This is a genomic window from Candidatus Woesearchaeota archaeon, from assembly GCA_018675335.1.
Lineage (GTDB): Archaea > Nanobdellota > Nanobdellia > Woesearchaeales > UBA11576 > JABJCP01.
This window is the reverse complement of record JABGYH010000003.1, coordinates 91,675-117,535: the sequence shown is the minus strand read 5'-3', so window position 1 is coordinate 117,535 and position 25,861 is coordinate 91,675. Positions and strand designations below refer to the sequence as shown.

Genomic DNA, 25,861 nt, shown 5'->3' with positions numbered 1-25,861 from the left:
CTCTTTTTAAAAATTTTTAATATAAAAAATTAATATTTGTGCGTATTATCAATTATTTGTTTGAAATATTTTTCTGCTTCATCAGTTTTTGTACTAATTGAGCCTTCTAAAATTATGATCTCTGCAGTATTGGTTTTTGTATCATATAGTGCGATACTTGCAGTTTTTGTTTTGTGCGCACTTAATTCTCCAGGATTTAAAACTAAACAGTCACCAATCATTTCTTGATGTTTTTCGTGGTTATGTCCATAAAATACTGCGTCAAATTCTTTTGACTTAGCCATGGGTTTTGCAAGCATTGGAAAATGTGTTAAAAAAATCTTACGATTATCAAATTTAACAATGTCATAATTTGTAAATCCAAATTTTAAATTACTTCCTTTTTGTAAACTTACTTCCATGAGGCCTGAAATATCTCCATCATTGTTTCCAAATATTGCAAATGTGGGGATGTTTAATTTAGAAATGTGTTTTGCAATTCCAGGATTAATTAAATCTCCAAGAAATATAATTTGTTCTGCACTCAATTCCTCAATCTTCTTGAGAGCTAGTACTAAATTGTGTATGTTTTCGTGTACATCGGATATTATTGCAATTTTCATATGGTGCTGAATCTATTTGGGATATAAATAATTATTCTTTTTTTTATCTAGTTTTAAAACCCGCAATTATTATAAACTATTTTATTTCAGTTTAACAATTATTATGCAACAAACGTTAAAACAAAAAATTGAAGCAATTGATATAGTTGATTGGACAGCACATGATGCTGCTAGAAAAAAATGTATTGATGATTTTTTAGCAAGTGATCCCTTGGCAAACTTGGTTAGGGAAGGAAAAGATACATATCATGCAGCGGCGCAATTTGTTTTAAATCAGTATGCGGGTTTTTTTTCAAGATTTTTTAGGCCAAATGATGATCCTAAGTTTGATGCAAACGTAGTAGCATTAATAAATTCAATAAATTCTATGGGCGTTCAAGAAGAAATAAATCCTAAAATTTATACAACTGAAGGGTATAATGAGCGGTTTATAGATCAAGCAGTTGATTGTGTTTGGATATTGGGTGGTATTGGAGGAGTGGCAGGATATTTTTTTCATAGTTTGGCTGCAGGGATAAGCACTATAGTTGGCACAAGTGTACTTGCAGGAGCTGCTAAAGCAAAAAGAGCTAATACTTTTTTAGATAATCTAAAAGAATTAGAAGATGCTGCCATGAGAGCTGATTCATATTTAACTTCTTTAACTGAATATCTTTAAAAAAACAACTAATTTTGATTCTAGTGCTTATTAAATCTACAAAAAAGTTTATAAATCAAGTCTAAATTTGATTACATTAAAATGATATGTTTTGTAGCTTTAATTGTTTTCGCATTGATGGCTTTGTTTTCTGTACGTTATAGGCCACTTGCAAAAGAGGCATTAGATTGTGTTATTCGTAAAACTACGTTTAGGAAGTGCAATACTAATCTTGATAAGCGTATCAAATACCAATTAACTGGGCGTTTAATTACAAAAAATAAAGCGTTAGCAAAATTTGTTTATGGTAATTTTATAATTTTATCATACATTTTCATAATTCTTTCAATCGTGAGTGTTGTATACACTGGAATTGGAGGTTATAATTACGTTGTTTATGGTAATTGTAACGGCCCTCAAGATGATAGTTTTTGTATATTTGATCCATTAGGTGAAAATAATAAAGTATCTGAGAATCCTTACGGTACTTGTGGGGGAACAACTGGTTCTATTGAAGACTTAAGTATTGAAAATATTGATTTGTCTCTTTTTCCATCTTATAATGCAGATATAAAAAATCAAGTTTTATTCATTGGTTGTTATGGTTGTGATTATACTCATGAAGTTTATCCGTCTATTCGTAAATTATTTGATGAGAATACTATTAATCTTATTTTCGCACATTATCCTGTGAAACATCATACTGATTTCTTAACTGGATATGCTAACTGTGTATTTGGTCAGTATCCGAATAAATTTATTCAGTTTAATGATGCTTTGTTTGAATTAGGATCAAAAAACTTAAATGAAAAAAACATTACGGAAATATTAACAACTCTTGGTATTGATGTTAATATGATTAAGTCTTGTGCTTCTTCTGAGTCTATGACAACTCTTAATCAGCAACAATTTGATGAACTTCAAAAAACTGGTATTTATGGAACTCCTACTGTTTTTGTTAACGGTAAACCTATTGTTGGTCCTAAACCTTATAGAGCATACAAGAAAATGTTAGATTAAAGATTAAATAAAATTTTTTTTATTCAAATCATATCAGGTATTTCGTTACCGCATTTCTTACAAATTTGGCCTTCGGTTTCATCGCAATATTCTGTAGATACTCCCCAATCTATCTTAGTGCCGCAGCTAGGGCATTTGGGATCTAAATAGTTCACTGTATTAAAAAAATCAATTCCTTGGGCCATTTTTCTTAGTATAGAATTTTTTAGATTAGATTTTCATTTAGTTTGTTTTTTCTAATCTTTTTATGGTATAATTTTAGATTTCAGCAATAAAGTTACTCTAGACATCAGAGTTTTTAAATCTTTCTTTAAATTTTTTAAATTTTAAGGTAATTTAGTTTAAAAAGTATATATAATTAGCTTCCAAAAAAACTGTCGAGTTTGCTTTGTTCTTTTTTTTCAGCTAGGTCTTCTTTAGAATACCCAAATACCACAAATATTTTATCAACTGAAGGCAATATTTGGTGATTTATGTAATAGTCAGGATCATAATCATTTCCATCAAGTTCATCAGGTAATTTTGCTCTTTCACGAATTAATCCTTTTCCTACTGTAATTACATATTGAATTATCATTCCGGGAATTACTTCATCACCCCGCGCTTGCATTCGTTTTGCTGCAGCAACATGTGGTCCAATTGAATCATAGCTTGCGATTGGTTTTGTTAATTGGGTTTTTATGATTACTTTATCAATTGGTAATTCTCGCTTTCTTAATTGTTGGATTATTTCTTTAACATAATCATATGCTTTTTTTGGATTATCTTCTTTTAATAAAATATCTATTACTTTTAGTTGGACTTCTTTTGCAATTGTTGACCAATTACGTCTTATTGCTTCAAACCCTTTTATCATGATTTTTCCAGTATCATCAAGTAGCGCATACTTTTTCTTTGCACCTTCATCACTTTCTTTTACTGATACAAATAATGCTGCAGGATAAAATCCTTCATATTCAAGTTCCATCATTCCTGGTAATTTATTATTTATATCTTCAACAAATTTCTTCGCATCGTCAGTTGTGTTTTCTTTTAAGTTTATGAAAATACTATCTGTATCAGAATAAATTATTTGAAATCCTTTTTCTTCTGCTTTGTCAATTACTAAGTGAATATAATTTCGTCCATATCCAGTTACTGATCTTGCGCAGTCTTTACTATACCACCTGGCAGCATAAAATCCTAAATATCCATAAAATGAATTTGCGAGTACTTTCAAACTTTCTTGTCTTGCATCAAGGAGTGCTTTTTTTTCTGGTTCTGCAGTTTTTAGTAATTCTTTTACTCTCATTCTTCGAGTTATCACTTCTTTTAATACTGATGAATAGAATCCTTCTTTCTTTTTACAAAACCATAAATTTTTGTTATCTATTGGAACATGTTTAACTTCATTTTCACAACACTCACAATTGATTGTTTCAGGAGAAATATTATGCGATACAATAATTGTAGGGTATAGACTTCTAAAATCAAATACGGTGACTCCATGATACAGTCCAGGTGTTGGTTCGAATACAAATGCACCTTTTACTTTTTCTCCTCGACGATTTGTTAGTTTATCATATCCTGGTCGATTTTCAATAATCATGTTAAAATCTTTTGTTCGTCGCATCAAAAACCATTCTACAAGTTGGGAGAATGACATTTTATTTACTGCAGCAATTGGTTGTCCGATTAATTTTACCATTTCAATTAAATTTGGTAATATTTTTTCTGTTAAATCATGGGTAAGTTTTGCATCTTGGAGATTGTACACGCAGTATGTTTCTAGTTCTTGTGCGCCTTCGTCCCAATATTTTGCAAGTAAATTTAAATCAACATCATCTTTTCTTTCTCCTAGCAATTCTTCTGCAACTAAATCTAATTTTAAAGAATCTGTTTTTAATTTTCGTGATATGATTCGTCTAATAAAACTGATTATATCTAAATGAACGATTCCTATTGTGGGAACACTTGTCTCTCCGCGACTATTTGTAGAAATAGGACTATAATCTAAGTTAAAGTCCATTTTTAGTTTATATTTTGCAGCTCTAGTCAAAATATATGGTAAATCAAAACCATCAGAATAATATCCAGTTAATAGATCTGGACTTTGTTCGTTTACAATTTCTTTAAATCTTGTTAATAATTCAGCTTCTCCATCTACAAATTCTATGTAGTCATGATTGGTTTTGAATCTTTTCCAAGTTAATACTTTTTTGTAATTTTTTCCATAAAATGCAATCATTACTATTGGAAATTTTTCTGGAACAATTACTTTTCCAAGTGGATTGTAACATTCTATGTCGAATGCTAATATTTTTTGTGGATCATATGTTTCTGATGAATTATTTTCAATATGGGTTGCATTAAATACTGGAACTCGATTTCGTTCATCAACAAAGTCTCCGTGCACTTCTGTTAATGTTAAGGGGATTATTTGTTTATCCATTAAGTATCTTCGAGTAAAATGAATATCATATTCGAACGTACGTTTTACGCCTTCATAGTCTTTCACTTCTTTACTTATGGCAGCAACAGCTTTGGGTATGTTAGTAAATACTTGTAAAAATTCTTGGTCTTTTCCTCTAAATTCGCGTTTTACTGTTTCAATTCTTTCAACTTTACCTTCATAGCCTCTTTTGTCTATTTCAGTTTCTTGTATTTTTTTTATTACTTCATTAACATTAGAATCGTCAGTTAGAGAAACATAAAAGTAAGGTTCAAATGTTTTGTCTTTTACACATATTTGTTTACCTTCTTTTGTTCGACCATATAAGTAGATGATGGGCTTGCCTGCAATTACTTTGTAATCTAGATCAATTGGATAAAATAATATTTTTTTTGATTTCAAGTCTGCCATTTTTAAAATATAGATAATAATTATTATGAAATATGATCTTATTTATTGCAAATTGGGCTGTTATTTATTGTGTGATATTGTATTAATAGTGATATTTCTATTTATAAACTATTAGTCATAAAAGGTTGTGTTATTTATATATTTGTTGCAACTAAAAATATAAGAAGGTCTTTTAAGCATGAGAATGTCCTGGTAATAGTACTGATATTAAAACAGTTATTCCAATTCCAATAAGTATTGCTAGTATGTGTAAGAATGTATCTTTCAAACAGCAATGCCTATGAAGTTGAGGAAGTAAGTTTGTTGCAGCGATATAAATAAAATTTCCTGCAGCAAATGGTATTATGAATTGGGTGAATCCAGGTATTTTTTCTACAAATATAATTCCAACAACTGCGCCAAATATTGCAGTTATTGCAGATAAAAAATTAAACATGATGACTTTTTTCTTTGATAATCCTGAATATAATAAAACTCCTATATCTGCTAGTTCTTGAGGAATTTCATGAAATATGATTGATATTGTTGCAGTAATTCCTAACGTAACATTTACTGCATATGCTCCTGCAATTACTAGTCCATCAATAAAGTTGTGTACTCCATCTCCAATTAAGTTTATGATTGATAAATTATATGCATGTCCATGTCCGCAGTGTCCATCTTCACATTTTTTGTTGTGATGCCAGTGTATGAATTTTTCTAAAATAAACATGATTAAAAATCCTGCAAGAATTGTTAGTGGAACAACTAAACCTAAGTCATGTCCGTGCTCCATTGCTTCGGGTAAGAATTCAATAAAAACTGTGCTGAGTAATACTCCAACAGAAATACTTAGTAAAAATAGTAGTGTTTTATTTGATATTTTCTTTTTAATTAAGAGTGGTACTGCTGCAATAATGCTAATTAATGATACTATGATAACACTAATTATGGTATAGATTGCATTCATATTTCTTAAAAAATCAATATGTCTTTAAAAAGTTTATCTTTCAAAATTTAATTTTGGACACTTATAATTTAAATATAATTTAAACGGGGGCAACCCTAAACTTTTTATACCTCTTAACCTCATCAATTCTAAAATGAAGTCGCACACAAAAAAATTAGTCATAAACACTCAAAAAAGAGTTGATTTTGTAAATATAACTCACGAAGTTGAACTCGCAGTAAAAGAATCAGGTGTTATGGATGGGTTGGTTTTAGTAAATCCTATGCACATAACTGCCTCAGTATACATTAATGATGCAGAGTCTGGTTTAATTCAAGATTACAAAGAATGGCTCGAAGAGTTAGTTCCAAAAAACAAAAATTATCATCATCACCAAACAGGAGAAGACAATGGTTGGGCTCATTTGATGCGAACTATTATGGGTCGTGAAGTTACAGTTGCAATCACGAATGGTAAACTTGATTTTGGTACTTGGGAACAAATCTATTATGCTGAGTTTGATGGTCAACGTGATAAGCGAATTATGATTAAAATATTGGGTGAATAAACTAATATTTGCTAACACTACTTCCAAAAAACCACAATATCGCACAGTTTTCAGAAAACAATATAAACTTCTTTTTTTATCTTCATTTTATTAATAAGTGATAAATTAATAATGATTTAAACTAATTAATGATAACTCAAAACTATTTTATAATAAATTAATAATAAATAAAGGTGATTTTTATGTCTGATGATTCAGTTGATTCAAAAAATAAAGTTTATGATCTTGTAATTATGGGTGCGGGTGCTGCAGGGTATACTTGTGCAATCTATGCTGCTAGGTACAAACTTGACTCAGTAGTTATTGGTAAAGAACCAGGTGGGATAGCAACAACTGCTCATGATATAGAAAATTGGCCAGGTAAAACTGGATCGGGAATTGAAATAATGGATGGATTTAAGGATCATGTTGAAAAATTTAAAGTCCCAATTATATTTGAAGAAATTCAAGAAGTGATGAAAGAAACAACTTCTGAGGGAGTAGAAGTTTACCGAGTTCAAACTGACAAAACATCTTATCTTGGTAAAACTATTTTGATTGCGCTAGGAACTAAGAGGAGAAAATTAGAAATTGAGGGAGAAGCAGATTATGAGGGAAAAGGAGTTTCTTATTGTGCAACTTGTGATGGTTTCTTTTTCAAAGATAAAGTGGTGGGTGTTGTAGGTGCGGGTGATGCTGCAGCAATGGCAACTCAAATGTTATCTGAAATTGCTAAAAAAGTTTATATTATTTACCGAAAGGATAATCTTACAACAGAACCTGCAAGAGCAGAAGATATACATAACGACTCTAAAGTTGAACTTGTTCCAAAGTCCAATGTGGTTAAGTTTTATGGTAGCCCTATGTTGCAGGGAGTAGAACTTGATTCTGGAAGAAAAATTGAAATGGATGGTTTATTTATTGAGATTGGAGGAATTCCTCTTTCAAATTTTGCAAAAGCTTTAGGTGTTACTGTTGATGAAAGATCTGATAGGATTGTTGTTGATTCAGAAATGAAAACTAATGTTCCGGGTGTTTTTTCAGCAGGAGACATATCAACAGGTAGTGGTGGTTTTAATCAAATTGTTATTGCGGCAGCCGAAGGTGCATTGGCAGCTCGTAGTGCATTCAAATTTATTCGCGCATCAAAATCCAAAAAATGAAATATTTTATTTTCTCTTTTTTAATTATTATTTTTCTAATTATTCTCTTTCCAATTATTTTAGTTTCAGATAGTTTGGAAAAAACAACGTTTGATGAGTCGTTTTATGTCGCGCAATTTAATGAATTAGGTGTTTATGATAATTTTCCTGATAACGACCAAGTCAGTATTAATTTAATTAACACTCAAGTTATAACTTATCTTAAAGGATCAAATCCTGCTCTTCCTAGATCGTTTTTTAATCAAAAAGAAATTGATCATATGTTGGATGTTAAAGTTTTATTCAACAAATTATTTGCATTAAAGTATGGGGGGGTTGCATTGTTTGTTATTTTATCTGCAATACTTTATTTTTTGAAACCTAACTTTTTCAAATCATTGAATGGTGTTTTTTTAGGTGGATCTATTTTAACTTTGATTTTAATTGCAGCAGGATTTTTTATGTTAGTAAATTTTGATTCTTCATTTACGAAGTTTCATAATGTTTTTTTTGAAGAAGGTTCTTGGACATTTGATGCGGATTCAGAAAATATTGTGAATCTTTATCCTTTTCAATTTTTCTTAAATATTTTTCAAAGAATTGTAATTATAATTTTTTTAAACTCAATTATTTTTATGATGTTGAGTTTATTTTTTATAAGATCTAACAATCTCGCCAAAAATAGAATCTAACTTGGTGTTGGGATATGTTAAATTTAGCAAATGTTTTTTGTGTTGATTATTCATTCGTCCAAACATATATTTTATTTTTTTGATGGTAGTTTCAGTTCCAAATTTTTCAAAATATTGTTCTAAATTATCTTCAAAAAATGAAATGCTATCTGAATCTCGTAAATCATTTGATTCTGGGTTTCCGCCAACTTCATGTAGTAATATTAATTTTGCAACACGTTTTACAAATATTTCATCAAATTTGTGTTTAACTAGAATGTCACTAATTACTTGGGCGCTTCTTTTTGCATGTTCGGCTTTATGTTTGTTATAATCTTTGACATCTTCTTTACTTTTTTTATAAAATCCTCTTTCTATGTCGTGCGCTAATGCTGCTATTTGAAGTGCAAAATCTGCATCAGGTCTAAGTTTAAGAATCCAATTTTTGGTACCCTGCGCATGTTTCCAGTCTGTTTTTGCGGGTGATTGTAATAAGATCTGTTTTACTTCTTATTCAACTTTTATTAAATCATTCATTTTGGATTGGTTTTATTTATTGAGTTTTTATTTATTATTTTTTTAATTCCTTATTTTTTTAATTCCTTATTTTTTTAATTTACTGTTTTTTTTTTAATAATAAATCACTATAAGAAACTGATATTAGATCGTCTTTTGCAACTTCAAACAAATCTAAGTATTGTTGGCATTGAGCTAGTAGTTTTTCTCGGCCTATGTTTCCTACTTTATCTATTGCTTCAACTTCAATAAAAGTTCCCAGGTCTTTAACTATGTCGAGATGGAATTTAACATTTTCTATGAAGTATATTTCTCGGGTTTTATCAATAACAACTAAAATTCCATTAGATTTGATTAAGAGTTCTTTTAGTGTTGAATTTGGATTTGATTTGTATAAAATTACGTTAGATTGTTTTGGACCTTCTTTGTCTTCGCGCTCATAAAATATTAAATAATTTTCTATGTTTCCTTCGCGAAGTTTTAATCGCCCAGATTCTACTTTAAAGTATGTGTCTATTTGGTGATCTTCTCCTTTAAATTCTGCATTCTTTTCTCGCAATATTTTTCGAATCTTTTCGTGATTGGTTGATTTTGCTTTGATTTCAATGTTTATGTGTCCCATGCAAATCAATAGTTTGAGCTTATTAATAAATGTTTTTTTAACTTGCAGTTGTTTACTTATTTTGTGTGTTTATTTGTGTGTTTATTTGTGTGCGCATTTACTTGTTTATTTTTTGTGAAGATTTCCAAGTCTTATAGTTTAATGCGGGAACATTTTTAAACTCAAAAATTGTATTTTATTAGTATTGAGTTATGAGGTGTTAAAAATGGCAAAGATTAAATTGAGCAACAAAACAATAGAGCTTAAAGATGGATCATTAATTGCTGATGCGTGCGGGGAAATGGGTCTGCCTCTATCTTGTCATTGTGGAGTTTGTGGTGTTTGCGTGGTTGAAGTTTTAGAAGGTCAAGAAAATTTAGAACCAGTAACTGATCAAGAGAAAGTTTTTGGTCTGACAAAAAATCATCGGTTTGCTTGCATGTGCAAAATTAAAAAAGGAGAAATAAAAATTAAATTTTAAATACAAATTGAACAAAAACTGTTAAAATGTGAATTTAAAAATAACTTAATTTTTGTGAGGTAAAAAAATGTTAAAATTAAACTCTAAAGCGCCTGCATTTTCATTAAAAGATAAAGATGCTAAAATTCATTCATTAAATAAAATGGATTCAGATTATGTTGTGATTTTTTTTTATCCTAAAGATAACACTCCTGGATGTACGTTAGAATCAATTGGTTTTTCAAATTTGCTTGCAAAATTTAAAAAATTAAATGCGACTATTGTGGGTATTTCAGGAGGGGACGCAAAATCAAAACTCAAGTTTTGTGAAAAACATAAATTAAAATTGATTATGCTCTCAGATCCTGAATTTAAAATATCTGCTAAATATGGGGTTTATGGTGAAAAAAGTTTTATGGGTAAAAAGTATATGGGTATTACTAGAACAACATTTATTTTAAATAAATCAAAAAAAATTATTCAAGTGTATCCTAAAGTGAAGCCATTTAGTCATCCTGAAGCGGTTTTAGAATATATGAAATCAGTTAGTTAATTTTAATAAATAAGCTGAGTGCAGTTAATAACTCAGTTAGTTAATTTTAAGAAAGTACTTAGTTTATTTGGATAAGTTATTAAAAAGTTATATTCTAATCTATACTTTTTTTTATCCGTTCTATTGTTTTTATATGAATTAAATTTATAAATATGCTTTACATACCTAACTTTCGAAGGGTGTGGCGGGTTTCTTGTTGAGACTTGGAATCAATTTAATGTATGCTACTAATGTAAGCTACTGGTGCAATCAATGTTTGAGTGATAATAATGGTACTTCCAACAGCAACAAAAGAATTAATATATTCTCATGGTGGTAAGGCAGGAGTTTTAATTGCTATGAGGAGAGTTCTAAAAGATATGCCTATTCCTTTATTTGTTTCTTTACGCAGTGGCGATTCAGCAGAAGATATTGGTGTAATACCTGGTAAATTAAATGTTGCCAGGGGGAGTCATCCTGATGATTATGTTGATTTTGGAAATGGGGTTATGATTGATGTTCTTCCAACAATTGGTAATGGTGATGGACTTCCAATACGTGATTTAGATACGTTTGTGGAGGTGGCAGAACGAATTCGTCAAGTTGGAGGAGATTCTGATTTAAAAGACTTTTGTAGAATTCATAAACAAGGAAATCTTGATGATAGAATAACTATTATGTTTCAAAAAAAAATTGATTGGAACTATTTGGGAAGTTGTATTAGACATCCACATTATCCTGAAACTGTAGTTATGAATTATTTGGATGCTCGTACGGGATTTATTGATCCTGTGTTATTTAGTGGTAAAAAACCTGTAATATCTAGTTGGGCTAAACATGGATGGGAGCCAGAAGTTATTGAGTGGTTTGAAAAAGCAGAAAAATCGGGTGTTTTAGATTCTGAGTACGCGCATCAAATGGAGTTTGTGGTTGATAAGGGTGGTAATGTTCATGTTCTGCAATTTAGAACTTTCAAAAAATTTGAATCGCCAAGAGATTATAAAATTGAACCTAAATCTGATGTTCATGTGAGATTTAAACAGAATTTAACTTTGCCCTTGATGCATATTTTTGGCATGACTAAGCCTGAAGGAATTGAACTTACTTATGGTTGGGCGCTTAAAGGTGAAGTTGAGGAGAGTTTGTTAAAGGACCGGTTTGCTGAGCAAAATGGAGATTTTTGTGTTAAACTTATTGATAATAATGGTGGCATTGGTTTGAGAACGTTTCCTTATACTAATAATTTTTCTGGATTGCGAGCTTTAATTATTCCGCGTGAAGTTCCCCAATATTTGGGACATAAACATTATCGCCTTATGCATTTAGCAGATGTGAGCATTATTGGTGATATGCATGAAATTCTGCCATTTCAACAAGGTGATAAAGTGCGGGTAGTTTGTACTGGTTCTGAGGCACTTGTAGAAAAAGTTGATTATAAGTAAATTCTAAGTAAGTCATAAGTAAATTATGAGTAAATCGTGAGTAAATGCTCCTTGTAGGTGTTTAACATTTCTTAATTCATTTATAAATAACCTCGCCCAAAAACAAAACTCTTATATATTAAATAAAAGTTTTTGTTATTTCTATTAGGTGGTGAAATATTGGGAAAGGGCATAATATCTAATCTGTGGGATAGAACCAAAGTTTGGTTAGTACAAAAACAGTTAGGGCTAGATTTTCCTGAAGTTAAGTGTTCTGAAGTACAAATTACTCGTATTGTTAAAAATCCAGTTAATCCGCATCATGATAAATCAGGAGTTGCTTTTTTGATGGATGATTCTGATGGTCCTTATATTTGGTTGGAGGGGACTGCTAAAGTTTCGACGCCTTTGTTCGATACGGAAATTCCAATTGAAGCTGCAGTTAATTACTATTTGGGTATGATTCCATTTATGAGGGATATTGAAAAAAGAAAAGATCCTGCTATTTCAGATAAAGAATTAGCGAGTTTAAATTTTCGTAGTAGGGCGTTGTTAAAAAGTGATCCGGTATATTCTTGTGCGAGAAATATTGAGCTTTTAATTGGTGATGAATTAGAACATGTAACGTCTGATTTTAGTGTTACAAGAAAATTATATTATCAAGTAATGCGTGAGGTTCAAAATCAGTTAGATTTAGTTTATCAACATCTAGTTATGGGTGTTCCTAATTTATTTGCAGATAAAGTTAGGCCATTAGGTTTTTCTGTTGATTTGGGTATTGATTTTTATGGAACTTTTAGTAAATTAACAACTCTGGCAAAAGAAGGATTTATTCCTATGGAGTATGCGTATCTTATTAATCCAACTGGGTTTGCAGGGTTTACAGATGATAAAACTTATGCTGTTTCAAAGTCTCAACTAGAACTTGTAAAAAAAGCAAAACGAGAAGTAGATCTTGATCGTTGTGTGTGGGTTGGTTTGGGTTGTGGTACTACGCACACTCCAAGTGGTGGATGGGTTAAAACTCAGTCTGGAGTTTATGTTCAAAAACCAGTTGATCAAAGATCCATCGATCCAACCCCTGCAGGTTCAGTTAAAATCGTAAGTGGTGATGAACCTGTTGGTGAATCAAAACCTGTTGGTACAATTATTGAATCTGGTGCAGAGTTACGATCTGAAGAACTACCGACTCAATCAGCACTTCCTTTAATTCAACAAACTACTGATTTAATGGATGGTAAAAACGCAGGATTAGGTGTAATAAGTTCAGATGAACAACCAATATCTGTTGATGAGTTAGTGCAAAACATGGAGGGACCAGTGAATCCAAATCCAATTAGGGTAACAATTATTCGTCCGGAAGAAATTATTCCGGGGGAAACTTACTTACCAAAAGGAGTTGAAGAACCAACTGGCGTTGAAGAAGCATTAAATGTTAAAGAACCAAAATTGGGCGCTGCGAAAGAATCAGAAGATCCAATTGAATCGGATGTAAAATTATAGGGTGATTATTATGGCTGGAAATAGAGCCGCAAGGCAAACTCAAATTGAAAATTGGAAGCAAGAATTAATTGACAATAATACTTTGACGGTTATTGGCGGTGATACTCTTGCTCAGTATGTTTTAGTGGGGGCTGCAGGATTAGGTGTGGGGGAATTATTTGTTGTTGACAATTCTCGTGTTGACAAAAAAGTTAAAGGACAATTTCTGCACTTAGATGCAAAAGAAGGAAGAAGTGGAGCTAGAGCATTAGAAGAAATAGTTAGTGCAATAAATACTGATATTGATGTATTTGGAGTTCACACTCAATTAGTTCATGAACAATCAGGAGCATATTTGCCAAAGCGAGGAGTTTTATTAGATGCAACTAATGATCCTCGTTCAAAAAAAGTAGCTTTAGAATATGCAGTGGAACATGGAATGAAATTAATATTAACTTCAACTAATCATGCTCGTGGAGAAATTTTAGTTTTTAATCCAGAAACTGATGATCCTCTCGATCCAAAATATTTGCAATTGGATTTTAAAGGACAAAATCAAGGAGCAATTACTAGTGGGGTAATGGGTGGAATTGCTTGTGAAATTTATAGAAAACTTTGTTTTCAACTTGACGAAAAAGATGTTGTTCCTGCGAGAGTGGATTACGCATTCATTAAAGATGAAAAACTTGCAGACTTAGATGATGCTTCAAGAATTAAAGCATTAAAAAGTAAAAAAGTTTTGGAAGCAGGTCTTGGTGCATTGGGTGTTTACATCACATTAGGTCTTGCTTTAGAAAATGTAGGTGCAATTCACGGTGTTGATTATGATGATGTAGAAGAAACTAATCTTAATAGGCAATGGTTTTATTACGATTCCGTCGGAGATTTTAAGGGAGATGGTTTTCTTAAAGTTGTAGGTAAAATTAATCCTGAAGTTGTTTTAAAATATATTTTTGGTAAAATTGGTCATGAACTTTCGCCTGAAGATAGAAAGGCAGGCATGACTTTAGTTGATCCAGAATATATTGCAAAAAGAGCATACGACGTAATTGCAGGGGGAGTTGATTCCGAGCGTGTTCGTAGTGTGTTAAATGAATTTGCGATTGTAACATCAATTCCGTATGTTGACGGTGGTACTTCATTCAAAAATGGTCAAGCAGTAGCATACGTGCCGCAAAAAACACAGTGTTTAGAATGTGCAATAAAAATTGATGAAAAGGCTGATGAGCATGATCAGCGTGCAGGTTGTTTGCTTGCACATGAATCTAGTGTTGTAATGAGTAACATGGTTATTGGTAGTATGGTGGCAGGTAAGATTTTGAAAATACTTGCGCCTGAATTTTATGGTGATGTTGAAGGGGGTCTTGAAATTTATGATGCGAGATCTGAAACAGTTATGTATGCTTTGGCTAGCGACGTTGCTTGTAATTGCCATGAAACTCGTGAGTTAAGATATGAACCTGACGCAAGTAAAAAAGGCGGTCAAAAATGGTATCAGAAAAAAATTAAATTATTTAGTTAAGTGAGGGTGATTTAAAATGACTAAAAAAAATGATGGAACTAAAAAACTAAAAGACGGTGTTGGTGCTGGAACTGTTGATCCAGCAGATGTTTTAGCTAGTGTTAAAACGCAAGCTGCGGATGCACCAATTCCTAAAGTGGATCCTGAACAAGGAGTTGATTTATTAGATATGATGAGAGGAGATGCCGATACTCGTATTGAAGAATTGGAACCTACAATTTATATGGGTGCAACTAAAGAGGGTGGGCAATCATATGATGGGCGAGTAAAAGGACTTGCAGGAATTATAGTGACAAATCAAGGTACTGGTTCGTTAAGAACTGAGGATCCAGGTGAATTATCTAGTATTAATCCTATGTATTTGATGGTGCTTGATAGTTTTTTGATGACTCTGAGAAATGAAGTTATTATTCCTAGAGTTGAACAAAGTAAAGACGTCGAGGATTTACGTGCTTGTATGTTTGTTGATATTTTTCTGTCTGAAACTGGTAATGAATCTTACCGTGCACATTTAGAAGACATGGTTTCGAATAGGGATATTCCTATTGGGGATATTAAACATTATGTGTTAAGAACTGCAAAAGAAAGAGAAATCAAAGAAGACGAACAAGATGAAATTTTATATGTTACTCTTGTAGGAAAAACATACGGTAAAATGAATGATGACATCTCTGCATTGTATCATCGTATGGTCGGTGGCGAAGATGTTTTCCCTGACATTCAAAGATTAGAACATGTATTGGATGGTTGTGAAACTTTATTGAAGTATAGACTTCCTGCTGAAAAATACAAAGAGCTTCATAAAACTATGGCGCAGTATAAAATTGCATTGCACCAAATTGAACTTGGAAAAAGACCAGATCTTCCTGAAATGGTAAATCCATACAAGAAAGATAAAGCAAGTGCAAAAGCAGGTGCGAGTGATAAGAAAAGATAGTTTTAATTTTTTTTTTTTTATTTTTTTAAATTTAGTTTTTTTTGTTAATGAAATTAAAATTTAAGAATTAAATTTAATCAACGGTGGAGAAAATGATTTGGGGAAAAGTAACAAACAGGGAATTAATTCATGTTCGTCCTGAAAAAAAAGCTAAATATGCTAGATTTGGCGATGTAGATTCTATTATTTATGCTGGTTGTGCATGTCCACTAAAAATTGCAGTGAAAACTCCTGGAGGTTATGAGGGATGTATTGTTAGATGGAATTTAGTTCGTGATGATTCTTATCAAAAATTAAAAACAGAGGATGAAAAATCTTCTCATATACAAGATTTTGTTAAAGAATTACAGGGCCAATATGAATTTGAACAATGTGTGAATTATACTGTTGAAGCAACAGGCGAACAAGTTTCAACAGTGTTAGTTTTGTATCATGAACTTAACCAAAATAGGCAAAATGGTGTTGACTTATATGGTGAACTGGTTGAACTAGTTGAAAAATCAATCGATTATGAAGCTAAAAAATATCATAAACCTCGTCGTGTAGAAAAAAAAAGAGCTAAATTTAAAACCAAATTTGATAAAATAAAACAAAGTGCGAATATTGATTTAGAATTAATTGTGACAAGTATTGCTCGCAGAGCGGAATTTAGGCAAGATTCGTTTTTGTAAATTATGAACTTGGTATTATGTTAGATAATTAAATGGTGTAAAAAATGTCAGAAGATAATTTGGATCGTTTTTTTATGGCAATTCCAGTTAAAGAATCACAAGATTGCGATCAGAAAAAAAATGTTGATGAGACAGAAGTTAAATTAGCGAAAGCTCCTAAAAAAGTTAAATTGGCAGGTAACGAATTTAATTTTCCTCCTTCATTATTTTACACTCTTTCAAAGAGGGGGTGTTTAGTTGTTGATAAAAAAAAAACTTACGTGCCAGTGGTTGATGCAAAACCTGGAACTGATTGTTTATTTGTGGGGAATAGAACTTATGGATTAAAACAAGAAGAAACTGTTCCGGGGCTTTTGAAGTTACACCGAGTTTTAGATCAAGATCAAATTAAATCTTGGTGTGATTCGTATGTTGAAAGTTTAGTTGCGCGTACTGATGTTGTTAAAGATTTAACTGAAAAAATTCAAGACAATCTTGTGTTGGATTTTGTTGTCAATCAAGTTTTCAAACATTACACTGGAGTTGCAGATGAACATATTGGTGAGTTAGTTGGTGCAAAAGGTGAAGTCCAAATTGGTGAACTTGAAACTTGTGAAGATTCAGAAATTATTGATGAAATTATTGATCAATTAATTAGGGGTGTTAAGTCTGAAGTTGGATTTACGCAGCAAGATCGTTTTGATGAATTATTAGGGGTTAAACAAAGAAAACCAGGCATTAAAGCAGAAACCGAAGAATTAAGTGATACATTAAGTGATTTGCTAGGTTTTGAAAAGGCTATTTTTTTGAATGGGCAGGTATATACTATATTACAAGATAAAAAATATTCAAATCCTGGGTTAGTGATTGGAGGGATTAGGTATACTTTTGTTCATCATTGTTCGATTGAAGAATTTGAAGGGCGCTACCAAGATAGACTTTCTGAGATTCTAAAAATTGAAGCAATAAAATCAGGTGTTGACAAATTCAAAAAGCTCAAAGGGCTACACAAGAGAAAGTTAGCTAAAGAAATTTTTGAAAATGGCGAATATAAATTACCTAGTGGAGTTGGGGTAAAAAAGTATGCAGATCAATGGTACTTAACTTATGATATTCCTCAATTTGTAGTTCGTGATGAAATGCGAAATAAATATTTCCTTTTTCAACCATCAAAAGTTGGTGTTCGAATATATTCGAGCAAGGGCAGAATTCAAATTAAACGTCCTTGTCATATTAATGCGTCTGAAACGAGAGATCAGTTTGATCATGGATGGTGTATGGGGCAATATAATTTTGATAAAACATTTAGGACTGATCTTGAAAAAGCAATTACGTTTTTAGAAGATGCAAAAAGGATTTTAATGACTGGTTTTGGTCATAAAGACACTCCGTGGGATCATTTTCACATTCCAAGAAATTGCGATTATAAAGAAATAACAAAACAAGAAATGGATGGGTTGGGATTATATCCAACAAATTTAATGGCGAAAAAATGATTGAATTTAAAATTTTAATTGGTGATTATAATGCATGATGATTTAGACAGATTTTTTGGAGGTACAAAAACAGAACCTGTAGATGATGCTCTGCCAAAAAGAAAATCTAAAGCTCCTATTCGAAGATTAAGAAAAAAAGGTGCTAAAGGTGCACTTGATTACGAAATTCCCAGATCTTTATTTTATGAAATTGGTAGTGAGGGATGTTTAGTAGTTATTGGTCAACAAAGTTATGTTCCTGCAGTTCCAAAGTCAAAACTTAACGCAGTTTCAGATAGATTATCTTTTGCAGGTAGACAATATGAGTTAATTGAATCTGAATCTCTTGAAGGTATGATTGATCTTTACAGAGTTATTAACAGCGAAGTTATTAGTTCATGGGGTGAAGGATTTGTTGATGAGTTATTAGCTAAAGAATTCAATGTAGAAGATGTTAGTGATAGAATAAAACAAAATCAAGTTCTGGATTTTGTAGTTAATCAAATCTTTTCACATTATTTAGGAATGGTAGGGATTGCAGATGACGAACGTTTCGCAGAACTAGTTGGAGATTCAGGTAGAATTGAAACTGTTGCAGATTTGGGGGATAATTTAGATATTATTGAAGATTATATTGGTGAGTTGACAAAGCAACTTGCAGGTACTGATCATGCAGGGGGAATTGAACATGCAGTTGAATCATTTTATACTAGAGAAAAAGATGTAGTTGTAAAAGCACCATCAAAAAATGTCAAACTAATTCAAGAGTTAGTTGGATCAAAAAATTTTATGATTTTTAATGGGGGAGTTTATGTTCTTCACCAAGAACCTGGAACTGATTTTGTTGAGTTAGCAGTTGGTGGTAGAAAATATGGTGTTGAACTTGTAAGTGATGTTGAAACATTTGAATCTGAATTGATTAAACAATTAAAAACTGGGTGGCAAGTTAGTGCAATTCAAGGAAGTGTTGAAAAGTTTGCTCAGCTTAAAGGTGTAAAACGAAGAAAGTTGTTTCAAGATGTGCTTACTGCTGTTGAATCTGGAGGTTCTTATGAAATTCCGCATGGTGTTGGAATTCAAGTTGTGAGTGGAGAGCATTATTTAACAATGGCAGTTCCCGAGCATGTTTTGTATCATAGAACTACTAAGAAATATTTCAAGTTTGATGCATGTCATGTTGGTGTTCGAGTTAGTAAGACTCATCGTGGAGTTCATCTTGATCATCCAGTAATTATTGAAAAGTATGAACATAAGTTTGTTCAAGGTAAAGGTCGAATGCAACGTATTTGTTTAGATCAAAGTGATCGTTTTATTGATAACAGTACTAGCAAGGCATTAGCAATTAGTTATTTAGAAACTGCGAGAAATGTTTTACTGACAGGACTAGGAAAAGCATTGGAGGGATCTCATTGGCATTATTTGCCAAAAACGTTTAGACATCGTGAGATTTCAAAATCTGAAATGGAGCGACAGGGGTTAGAACCAACTAATCTTATGACTAATTATGATTAAACATTTTTTAATCAAATTTAATTAAAATTTTTATCAAAAAAAAATCAAAAAATAATCAAATAAAAATAACAAACTACTCAAAAAAGAATCAATGAAGAAATAAAAAAGAAAAATAAAGTGATGAAAAATGTCAGATTTAGAAGAATTAATTGAAGGGGAAGTAAGGCAGGTGCCTAGAAAAAAGTTTTCAGAGACGCTAGTAGGTTCGGCCATAATTAAATGGGGAACTGCGATTGGTCTTGGTTGGATGCCGAGAGATATATTGGTGGATAGTCAAGATATTAATCGTAATGAAGCATATCAACTTAACACTATTCATGGTATAACTGAATTAGTTGCAGGTATTGGGTTGTGTGGTGCGGCAATTATTCCTGGTCTTTGGTATTTAGCAATTCCAGGGGGATTAATGGTTGTAGAATCAGGAATTAGAAAAGCAATCTCTTCAGATTTGGGTGAAGGGTATACACGACCAGTTGGTAGTTTTGTTGTTGGTCTTCCATCAGCAGCAATTATGTTAACAGTAGGTTTTCCTGTGGTGGGAATTTCACGTGCTTATAATTCAGTTAAAAATTATTTTGCGCAAAAAAAAGAGACTGCAATTAATCGTGCACGTCAAACTTATTCTGATGTTGCATCAATTGTTTTAGCAGAAGATAAAATATCTGATTTAAAAAAATATTTCAAATCTAGTAATTTAAAACAAAGCTTAGATGATGGGATTAAAAAATTAGCAGATATTTATTTGGAAAAAATTATTGGAGGGGGAGTAAAAACAGTTTTTTATTTGAATGAATTAAAAACTTGTGCACCTGACCAATTAAAAAAAATTTATTCATTAGCTTTAGCGGGATTAAAATATGAAAAAAGAACAAAAGCAAAACATTACAAAAAATTAAATTTAATATATGAAAAAATTCGTAAAGAGTTTGGTGAAATAAAAGATGGTGTTGGTGTAAAAATAGAAAACCGATTTAATCAGTTGGTGAGGCGAGCAACAACAAGGCGTGACACCTATCTTTAAGTTACGGGCGAGAAATATGGTTGATTTAGAACAAATGATTCAAAATGAAATTCAAGGCAGGGACGTGCCAATAAAAGAATTAGGAAAAGTTCAAGCTACTGTTAAGGATATAACTAATAGACTTGGGCGTAGTTGGAATCGATTTGAAAAAACTGTTTTTTTTCGTTATGGTATTGCAGGTCAAATGCCTTGGGATTATCAAAAAAAATATCATGAAAAACATTTTGGCGGAGATTTTGAACGAGAAGTGGACAGAACTTTTAGAATAGCTCCTTACGTTGAAATAGGTTTTGCAATACCTTTATTTGTGGGCAGTATGTTTGCAGGACCATTATTGGAATTGATTGGTAAAATGGCGTATTGGGGGATGTATATGGAAGGATTTGCGGGGAGGAGAGCTTTACAATTAAAAATTTCTCGAAGAAAACCTGAAGTTAAAGCATTAGGTAGTGCGATTGTCTCAGCTCCATATCATGCATATCAATACATAAAAAAAGGATTTCAAAAAGCAAATGAGTTTATCGATTCAAAAGTTGACTCAGTAATTCATAGCCCTCACTACAAATCTTTGAATTATTATTGTGCTCAATTAAAAAAAGGAAAAGACGCAATCATGAAAGGGGATTTTATTTTATCGAATTACTTGAGCAAAATTGTGAGTGAAGATTCATCAAAAATAATTTTTTATCTTAATGAAATTAGAAAAGATACGCCTAATAAATTAAACAAATTATATTCATTAACTATTGCTTCATTAAAAACTCAAAAAAATAAAATTATGAAAAATAAAAGAGCTACAGCAGCACATTCGCGTCTTAAAAATTATTTTAATGATTTACTTGAAGGGTCGACAAATAATTTAGCGCATTCATATCAAGTTTTTATAAATCAAGTTTCAAGAAGGAGAGATACATTTTTGTAAATATCTGTATAGGTGATAAAAATGAGTTTAGTAGAACATTTAGAATTAGAATGGGAATATCATAAATTAAAAAGTGATTTCACATATCCGCGAAAACAAGAAAAAGATCTTGAAAAAACTGTTCAGGTTATCGAGGGTTTTCGAACTATTGGTAGTGCTTGGAGGGCAATTAGTTTATCCAAAGGTTTAGTTAAACGTGTTGCTGATGATTATTTGTGGAATGGTTATCAAGATCCAACTACAATTATGCGAGCGCTAGATTCTGTGCGTGATGTATTTATTTTTGAGGGTAAATATAAATCATTGGCTAAACTTTGCGAACTTGCGGTAGAAAAAATAGAAAGTAAAGCTAAAAATCACACATATTCAAGTCAAAAACGAGCATTAACTGAAGCAGAGTCCAAAACTTGTAGGAGTTTATTGTTGGAATCATTTCAGTTTTATACTTTGGCTGGAAAAGAAAAAAAGGCAAGTAAGATTAAAAAAAGATTAGAATCTGAATTTGGAATTTCTCATGAAGAAATATTTGTGCCTTCTTCAGATGTGGTTTTTGAGTCTAAATCCTTTGGAGAAATTGGATCTATGTATTCGCGTCCATCTCTTTTGGATATTAATATTTCAAAATCGGAAGGAATTCATCCATTTAAGTATTTGGGAGTGAGATTGATGCTCGGATTAAAAAAGATTTTTAGTTCGAGAGCGAATGAAGATTTGTATTTGGAAGCAGCAGATAAATTTTATGCTATTAATGCAACAGGTACTGCTAAGCATTACGCAAAAAAAACAGTTAACACTGCAAGAAAAAATTTGGGTGATGTGATGTCTCTAAGAGTATTAGAAAATAAACTATCTTATTATTTTAGGGAAGTAGGTAATATTTTCTTTGCAGAGGGAGATTACACGACGATGGCTAAATTGTGTGAGCAATGCGCAGTTGATGTTGGAGTAGTTGTGAGAGGAGAATTTTCTGTTAGTTCAGAATTTTTCTTAGCTAATGCTGCGCAGTTTTATAGTTGTGCAAATAATGATTATCAAGCAGAAAAAATTAATGATAAAATTGCAATTTTAAATTATTTTTATCCTAAACAAAATGATATTCGAAAAAAAGCAGCAGGTGACGAAAGATTAGCCGAATTAATGGGAGTTGCAAAACCATCAACAACAACTCAAGGCGGTAATGTGAGATCATTCGCGCCTCAATATGTTGCGCCTAAACAAATTGAACTTCCAAAAGAAGTTTTTGTGGGTGATATGATTGGAAAAATTGCAGGTGCAAAAAAACAGTATGCGAGTCAAGAACCAAATGATGATTCGCCTGTAGCACAAATTTAATTCAATTTAATTCAATTTATTTTAATTTATTTTAATTTTTTTCAAATTATTTCAAAGGTGTTGAGAATGAGTCTATTAGAAGTTATGGTTTTAAAATGGGATTTTCGTTCTAAAAAATCTCGTCATGGTGGTAATTTTAGTTCAAGTATGGGTGCAATTGATACCGCGCTTGAATCAGCTTATGCTCTCCAAGCAGCAGGATCTCCAAGTTCGGCATTAAAAATTAGTAGTGATTTATTAAGTGATGTTATTAAAGATCATGATAATCGGCGCTTAAGATCATTCGAATCAATTAATTATGTTTTAAAAATGATTCAGCCGTTATTTATTTTAGAAAAAAAATATTTTGAATTAGCAAAATTATTTCATTCAGTGCAGGGTAAGATTTCAAATGATCGAAGAGATGGAATTTTTACCATGGGTGAGATGGATCAAAGAAGAACTGAGCGAAATAATCTTTTATTAAGTGCATTTAAGTTTTATTCATTGTCGGGATTATCTTTTGATGAAACTCAATTAAGACATTCCTTGACGAGAGTTGCAGGATTTGATGAAAAAGATTTAGTGTTAACTCCAGTTAAAACTATGGATGTTTTAAACACTGATTTTAGTGGTGATTTAATTGGAGCGATTTTTGAGTCCAAACCGTTAATTGAAAAGTATTGGTCAATTAATGCATATGAGGATATTAAACACAATATTGATAGACGAAAAAGAAGATTGGGGATTACTACTGATTGCGATATTCGTGTTGCAGGATTTTATGCAGAAGCTGCAGTAAAATTATACGAGCATCAATTTTCAAGACAAGCATTTGAAAAGGCAAGTCAAGCATTAGATATTTTGTGGAAGTGTTTGGCAAATCCTATATCGAGTTCATCACCTCATAAATTACCTGTTGAAGAATTGGTTGCGACTGTTTTGCCAGTTATCGAAAATATGTATGTTCATTCAGGAAATGCAGATAAAATTGCGAAAGCATACGAACGTGCAGCAATATCTTGCGGCCTTGTATCTGAAACTGGACTTACTCGTTCCGCGGAATATTTGTTAGTTAAATCTGCGAGGATTTTATTTTATGATAGTTCAAATATTGCGGGTGCTAAGGATGCAGAACGATTATGTTTAGCAGTTCATGCACTTAAAAATTATTATCAAGATTTTTCAGATCCAAATAGTGGAGTTGATCAAGTTAAATCTGTAACTCAAATTTCAACAAAGTCAATTCCTATAAAGTCAGGTCCTAAAACTCCGAGTCATAAAACTATTGTTCGCACTCCATCACTTGTTGCAGCCCGTAACAACCAACCAGCCGCGTCAAATTATGCGGCTCGGCTGGATGGTCTTTTATCTGGTGAAGAAGATTTAGATCATTCAAATACTCAAACTTCAGGTGGTGACACTCAAGAAAAATCAGAACCATTAGTATTAGTTGTAAAACCAAAATATGATCAAGCTAGTCCTGATGATTGCGCTAAATCTGAATCAGAACCTGATGCGACTTATGTTCATCCACCCAGACACATGTCTCATGATATGGAAGAAATGTTAGCCAATATGCATCGTGCAGAACAAGCAGGATTTGGACGTCCATTAGGGACCTCTACTTATTCTTCACCAAGGTCTGCTGGAGTTGATAGGCGAAAAAAATCCAAATCTCCTGCAAGATCAAAACCTAAAACTAGTTATTCTGCAGAATCGGTTGATAAATTAGCTGCAAAAACAATAACTGTTAGGGATATGATTCGTAAAATCTCAGGCGCAAGAAAATGTTATGAATAATTGTTATGCGTAATCGTTATGGGTGGTGGATGAAATAATTGTTGTGGATAAGAGTAATTATTCTGCTTAAATATCTGTGGTTAAAACTGGATAATAAGTTTTATAAAACCTAGTGGTTTAGCTAAAAATTATGGTTTGGGGGTTTTCTTTAGACTTAGGAAGCAGAATTGAAGCAATTGTTGATGAGCATCATGATAGATATGTTGCACTAAAAAGAGCTACTGAAGAAAAAGATTATAAAACTAGAATTGACTGGTTTACGGTTGGGGCTTCCAAAAAACAAAGAAGATATGCCGAGTGGGAAAACGCCACTGATGAAAGTTTAGATTCAGGTTCACTTCCGAAATGGAATTTTTATAAAACTTATATTGTTTCAAATGCATTAAAGCTTGCTCGTAAACATGCTAAACCAAATTCGCTTGAGTTTGTACAATATTTTGAAGGTTATAGTTCATTTTATTTAGACATTATTGAGACTATGTGTGAGCCCATTGTTTGTCAAGGTGCTAATAGAAAGCATATGATTGCACGAGTGTTAGGTTCTTATTTTTCTACGTGGCATGAGAAACCCAGGCAAGTTGTTCTTGGTTTAGCGAAAGCTCAAACAGAAAGAATTAATCTTCATGCAGGTGATGGAGATTATCCCTATAAAAGTTATCAGGTTGAAGAATTTTTTAAAGCTTTTGAAAATCCTACTCTCAAACCTTATTGTGGTGATTTTGCAGAGTTACTTGGAAATATTAATAATGGTCATACTGGTGGAGAATTTATGATTGGAATTCCTTCTTTAGTTAAAGAATTATCAAAAAGTCCAGAAATTATTCCTGCTTATTTATATTTAGCAGATATTCAAAGATTTCCTGGAAGATCTGATTATTTTAATTTTATGTATTCTGATTCAATTAGTTGGTTAAAACAATTAAGTGGGTTGGATAAAACTTTTCCTTATGCGGTTAGGTTATTTGGAGAAGTAATAAAATCTGAATCTGGTGGGGGAAGGTATGATTCAGAATTATTTACCAAAAGTTTATTTTCTCTTAACGAATTATTATCTGATTCAGATTTAATTGAAGTAATTGAAGTTGCAATAATAAAAGCAACTACTGATGATGATCCAATTGAGTATTTAGATTCTTTGGTTAAATCTTTAACAGCTTGCTATGCCAAACAGCTTGCAGAATCTCCACGTGCTGAGTTAGAATCAAGTCCTGCAAGTAATATGTTGTTAGCAACAGGAACTAGTTTTCGTTAGAATTAATATAAAATTAAAATCACCATTATTTTTATTTATTTCTTAGTTGGTGTGT

Annotated in this window: 24 protein-coding genes; 19 read left to right on the top strand and 5 right to left on the bottom strand. The window is 31.8% G+C overall.

The window, feature by feature from the left end; genetic code table 11:
* Positions 1 to 29: 29 nt before the first annotated feature.
* Complete coding sequence (locus HN587_02110; GenBank protein ID MBT7902626.1) at positions 30 to 602, bottom strand: YfcE family phosphodiesterase; 573 nt, start codon at positions 600 to 602, stop codon at positions 30 to 32.
* 103 nt (positions 603 to 705) lie between these two features.
* Between HN587_02110 and HN587_02105 the strand changes: the two genes are divergently transcribed.
* Together HN587_02105 and HN587_02100 are read left to right on the top strand one after the other, a co-directional pair.
* On the top strand, positions 706 to 1,260 hold the full coding sequence (locus HN587_02105) for a hypothetical protein (protein ID MBT7902625.1): 555 nt from the start codon (positions 706 to 708) through the stop codon (positions 1,258 to 1,260).
* Between the two features lie 81 nt (positions 1,261 to 1,341).
* Positions 1,342 to 2,259 carry a thioredoxin domain-containing protein gene (locus HN587_02100; GenBank protein ID MBT7902624.1) on the top strand — a complete coding sequence of 306 codons (918 nt, stop codon included), beginning with the start codon at positions 1,342 to 1,344 and terminating at the stop codon, positions 2,257 to 2,259.
* A gap of 358 nt (positions 2,260 to 2,617) precedes the next feature.
* Here HN587_02100 and HN587_02095 read toward each other — a convergent pair whose 3' ends face one another.
* Both HN587_02095 and HN587_02090 read right to left on the bottom strand, forming a co-directional pair.
* Positions 2,618 to 5,101, bottom strand: a complete 2,484-nt coding sequence (locus HN587_02095; protein ID MBT7902623.1) for a hypothetical protein — start codon at positions 5,099 to 5,101, stop codon at positions 2,618 to 2,620.
* Positions 5,102 to 5,273: 172 nt separating this feature from the next.
* Positions 5,274 to 6,050 (bottom strand): ZIP family metal transporter, encoded by a 777-nt coding sequence (locus HN587_02090; GenBank protein MBT7902622.1) that lies wholly within the window; start codon positions 6,048 to 6,050, stop codon positions 5,274 to 5,276.
* A gap of 133 nt (positions 6,051 to 6,183) precedes the next feature.
* Here HN587_02090 and HN587_02085 point away from each other — a divergent pair, with 133 nt between their 5' ends.
* The 3 genes from HN587_02085 (at position 6,184) to HN587_02075 (ending at position 8,410) form a co-directional block, all read left to right on the top strand.
* Positions 6,184 to 6,597: a YjbQ family protein gene (locus HN587_02085; protein ID MBT7902621.1), complete on the top strand. Its 414-nt coding sequence runs from the start codon at positions 6,184 to 6,186 to the stop codon at positions 6,595 to 6,597.
* Between the two features lie 182 nt (positions 6,598 to 6,779).
* A complete protein-coding gene (locus HN587_02080) occupies positions 6,780 to 7,739 on the top strand; it encodes an FAD-dependent oxidoreductase (protein MBT7902620.1) in 960 nt (319 codons plus the stop codon).
* Positions 7,736 to 8,410, top strand: a complete 675-nt coding sequence (locus tag HN587_02075) for a TIGR01906 family membrane protein (GenBank protein MBT7902619.1) — start codon at positions 7,736 to 7,738, stop codon at positions 8,408 to 8,410. The genes HN587_02080 and HN587_02075 overlap by 4 nt, the downstream gene beginning before the upstream one ends.
* Here the strand turns inward: HN587_02075 and HN587_02070 are convergent.
* On the bottom strand, positions 8,366 to 8,887 hold the full coding sequence (locus HN587_02070) for a DUF4202 family protein (protein MBT7902618.1): 522 nt from the start codon (positions 8,885 to 8,887) through the stop codon (positions 8,366 to 8,368). The two genes, HN587_02075 and HN587_02070, sit on opposite strands and share 45 nt — an antisense overlap.
* A 118-nt stretch (positions 8,888 to 9,005) precedes the next feature.
* Positions 9,006 to 9,527: a class IV adenylate cyclase gene (locus HN587_02065; GenBank protein MBT7902617.1), complete on the bottom strand. Its 522-nt coding sequence runs from the start codon at positions 9,525 to 9,527 to the stop codon at positions 9,006 to 9,008.
* A 205-nt stretch (positions 9,528 to 9,732) separates the two neighbouring features.
* Between HN587_02065 and HN587_02060 the strand changes: the two genes are divergently transcribed.
* From HN587_02060 to HN587_01995, 14 genes are all read left to right on the top strand, one after another.
* Positions 9,733 to 9,987, top strand: a complete 255-nt coding sequence (locus HN587_02060) for a 2Fe-2S iron-sulfur cluster binding domain-containing protein (protein MBT7902616.1) — start codon at positions 9,733 to 9,735, stop codon at positions 9,985 to 9,987.
* Between the two features lie 67 nt (positions 9,988 to 10,054).
* On the top strand, positions 10,055 to 10,519 hold the full coding sequence (gene bcp, locus HN587_02055; protein MBT7902615.1) for a thioredoxin-dependent thiol peroxidase: 465 nt from the start codon (positions 10,055 to 10,057) through the stop codon (positions 10,517 to 10,519).
* A 269-nt stretch (positions 10,520 to 10,788) separates the two neighbouring features.
* Positions 10,789 to 11,940 carry a hypothetical protein gene (locus HN587_02050; GenBank protein ID MBT7902614.1) on the top strand — a complete coding sequence of 384 codons (1,152 nt, stop codon included), beginning with the start codon at positions 10,789 to 10,791 and terminating at the stop codon, positions 11,938 to 11,940.
* A gap of 159 nt (positions 11,941 to 12,099) precedes the next feature.
* Positions 12,100 to 13,422 carry a hypothetical protein gene (locus tag HN587_02045; GenBank protein MBT7902613.1) on the top strand — a complete coding sequence of 441 codons (1,323 nt, stop codon included), beginning with the start codon at positions 12,100 to 12,102 and terminating at the stop codon, positions 13,420 to 13,422.
* A 10-nt stretch (positions 13,423 to 13,432) separates the two neighbouring features.
* The gene (locus HN587_02040) at positions 13,433 to 14,923 is read left to right on the top strand and encodes a hypothetical protein (GenBank protein MBT7902612.1); all 1,491 of its coding nucleotides are present in this window, start codon (positions 13,433 to 13,435) and stop codon (positions 14,921 to 14,923) included.
* A gap of 16 nt (positions 14,924 to 14,939) precedes the next feature.
* Positions 14,940 to 15,860, top strand: coding sequence for a hypothetical protein (locus HN587_02035; protein MBT7902611.1), 921 nt, complete (start codon positions 14,940 to 14,942; stop codon positions 15,858 to 15,860).
* Between the two features lie 92 nt (positions 15,861 to 15,952).
* The gene (locus HN587_02030) at positions 15,953 to 16,531 is read left to right on the top strand and encodes a hypothetical protein (protein MBT7902610.1); all 579 of its coding nucleotides are present in this window, start codon (positions 15,953 to 15,955) and stop codon (positions 16,529 to 16,531) included.
* A 44-nt stretch (positions 16,532 to 16,575) separates the two neighbouring features.
* Positions 16,576 to 18,006 (top strand): hypothetical protein, encoded by a 1,431-nt coding sequence (locus tag HN587_02025; GenBank protein MBT7902609.1) that lies wholly within the window; start codon positions 16,576 to 16,578, stop codon positions 18,004 to 18,006.
* Between the two features lie 30 nt (positions 18,007 to 18,036).
* Complete coding sequence (locus HN587_02020) at positions 18,037 to 19,497, top strand: hypothetical protein (GenBank protein ID MBT7902608.1); 1,461 nt, start codon at positions 18,037 to 18,039, stop codon at positions 19,495 to 19,497.
* Between the two features lie 127 nt (positions 19,498 to 19,624).
* Complete coding sequence (locus tag HN587_02015; protein MBT7902607.1) at positions 19,625 to 20,518, top strand: hypothetical protein; 894 nt, start codon at positions 19,625 to 19,627, stop codon at positions 20,516 to 20,518.
* Between the two features lie 16 nt (positions 20,519 to 20,534).
* The gene (locus HN587_02010; protein MBT7902606.1) at positions 20,535 to 21,440 is read left to right on the top strand and encodes a hypothetical protein; all 906 of its coding nucleotides are present in this window, start codon (positions 20,535 to 20,537) and stop codon (positions 21,438 to 21,440) included.
* Positions 21,441 to 21,461: 21 nt separating this feature from the next.
* The gene (locus tag HN587_02005; GenBank protein MBT7902605.1) at positions 21,462 to 22,772 is read left to right on the top strand and encodes a hypothetical protein; all 1,311 of its coding nucleotides are present in this window, start codon (positions 21,462 to 21,464) and stop codon (positions 22,770 to 22,772) included.
* Positions 22,773 to 22,838: 66 nt separating this feature from the next.
* On the top strand, positions 22,839 to 24,554 hold the full coding sequence (locus HN587_02000; GenBank protein MBT7902604.1) for a hypothetical protein: 1,716 nt from the start codon (positions 22,839 to 22,841) through the stop codon (positions 24,552 to 24,554).
* A gap of 130 nt (positions 24,555 to 24,684) precedes the next feature.
* Positions 24,685 to 25,806, top strand: a complete 1,122-nt coding sequence (locus tag HN587_01995) for a hypothetical protein (GenBank protein ID MBT7902603.1) — start codon at positions 24,685 to 24,687, stop codon at positions 25,804 to 25,806.
* Positions 25,807 to 25,861: the final 55 nt, after the last annotated feature.

Bases quoted from the DNA above. Each gene is read 5' to 3' on its own strand.
- HN587_02100 (MBT7902624.1), top strand. From the start codon at position 1,342: ATGATATGTTTTGTAGCTTTAATTGTTTTCGCATTGATGGCTTTGTTT.
- HN587_02095 (MBT7902623.1), bottom strand. From the start codon at position 5,101: ATGGCAGACTTGAAATCAAAAAAAATATTATTTTATCCAATTGATCTA.
- HN587_02005 (MBT7902605.1), top strand. From the start codon at position 21,462: ATGAGTTTAGTAGAACATTTAGAATTAGAATGGGAATATCATAAATTA.
- HN587_02035 (MBT7902611.1), top strand. From the start codon at position 14,940: ATGACTAAAAAAAATGATGGAACTAAAAAACTAAAAGACGGTGTTGGT.
- HN587_02080 (MBT7902620.1), top strand. From the start codon at position 6,780: ATGTCTGATGATTCAGTTGATTCAAAAAATAAAGTTTATGATCTTGTA.
- HN587_02040 (MBT7902612.1), top strand. From the start codon at position 13,433: ATGGCTGGAAATAGAGCCGCAAGGCAAACTCAAATTGAAAATTGGAAG.
- HN587_02110 (MBT7902626.1), bottom strand. From the start codon at position 602: ATGAAAATTGCAATAATATCCGATGTACACGAAAACATACACAATTTA.
- HN587_02105 (MBT7902625.1), top strand. From the start codon at position 706: ATGCAACAAACGTTAAAACAAAAAATTGAAGCAATTGATATAGTTGAT.
- bcp (MBT7902615.1), top strand. From the start codon at position 10,055: ATGTTAAAATTAAACTCTAAAGCGCCTGCATTTTCATTAAAAGATAAA.
- HN587_02085 (MBT7902621.1), top strand. From the start codon at position 6,184: ATGAAGTCGCACACAAAAAAATTAGTCATAAACACTCAAAAAAGAGTT.
- HN587_02065 (MBT7902617.1), bottom strand. From the start codon at position 9,527: ATGGGACACATAAACATTGAAATCAAAGCAAAATCAACCAATCACGAA.
- HN587_02075 (MBT7902619.1), top strand. From the start codon at position 7,736: ATGAAATATTTTATTTTCTCTTTTTTAATTATTATTTTTCTAATTATT.
- HN587_02060 (MBT7902616.1), top strand. From the start codon at position 9,733: ATGGCAAAGATTAAATTGAGCAACAAAACAATAGAGCTTAAAGATGGA.
- HN587_02050 (MBT7902614.1), top strand. From the start codon at position 10,789: ATGGTACTTCCAACAGCAACAAAAGAATTAATATATTCTCATGGTGGT.
- HN587_02000 (MBT7902604.1), top strand. From the start codon at position 22,839: ATGAGTCTATTAGAAGTTATGGTTTTAAAATGGGATTTTCGTTCTAAA.
- HN587_02020 (MBT7902608.1), top strand. From the start codon at position 18,037: ATGCATGATGATTTAGACAGATTTTTTGGAGGTACAAAAACAGAACCT.
- HN587_02015 (MBT7902607.1), top strand. From the start codon at position 19,625: ATGTCAGATTTAGAAGAATTAATTGAAGGGGAAGTAAGGCAGGTGCCT.
- HN587_02025 (MBT7902609.1), top strand. From the start codon at position 16,576: ATGTCAGAAGATAATTTGGATCGTTTTTTTATGGCAATTCCAGTTAAA.
- HN587_02090 (MBT7902622.1), bottom strand. From the start codon at position 6,050: ATGAATGCAATCTATACCATAATTAGTGTTATCATAGTATCATTAATT.
- HN587_01995 (MBT7902603.1), top strand. From the start codon at position 24,685: ATGGTTTGGGGGTTTTCTTTAGACTTAGGAAGCAGAATTGAAGCAATT.
- HN587_02010 (MBT7902606.1), top strand. From the start codon at position 20,535: ATGGTTGATTTAGAACAAATGATTCAAAATGAAATTCAAGGCAGGGAC.
- HN587_02030 (MBT7902610.1), top strand. From the start codon at position 15,953: ATGATTTGGGGAAAAGTAACAAACAGGGAATTAATTCATGTTCGTCCT.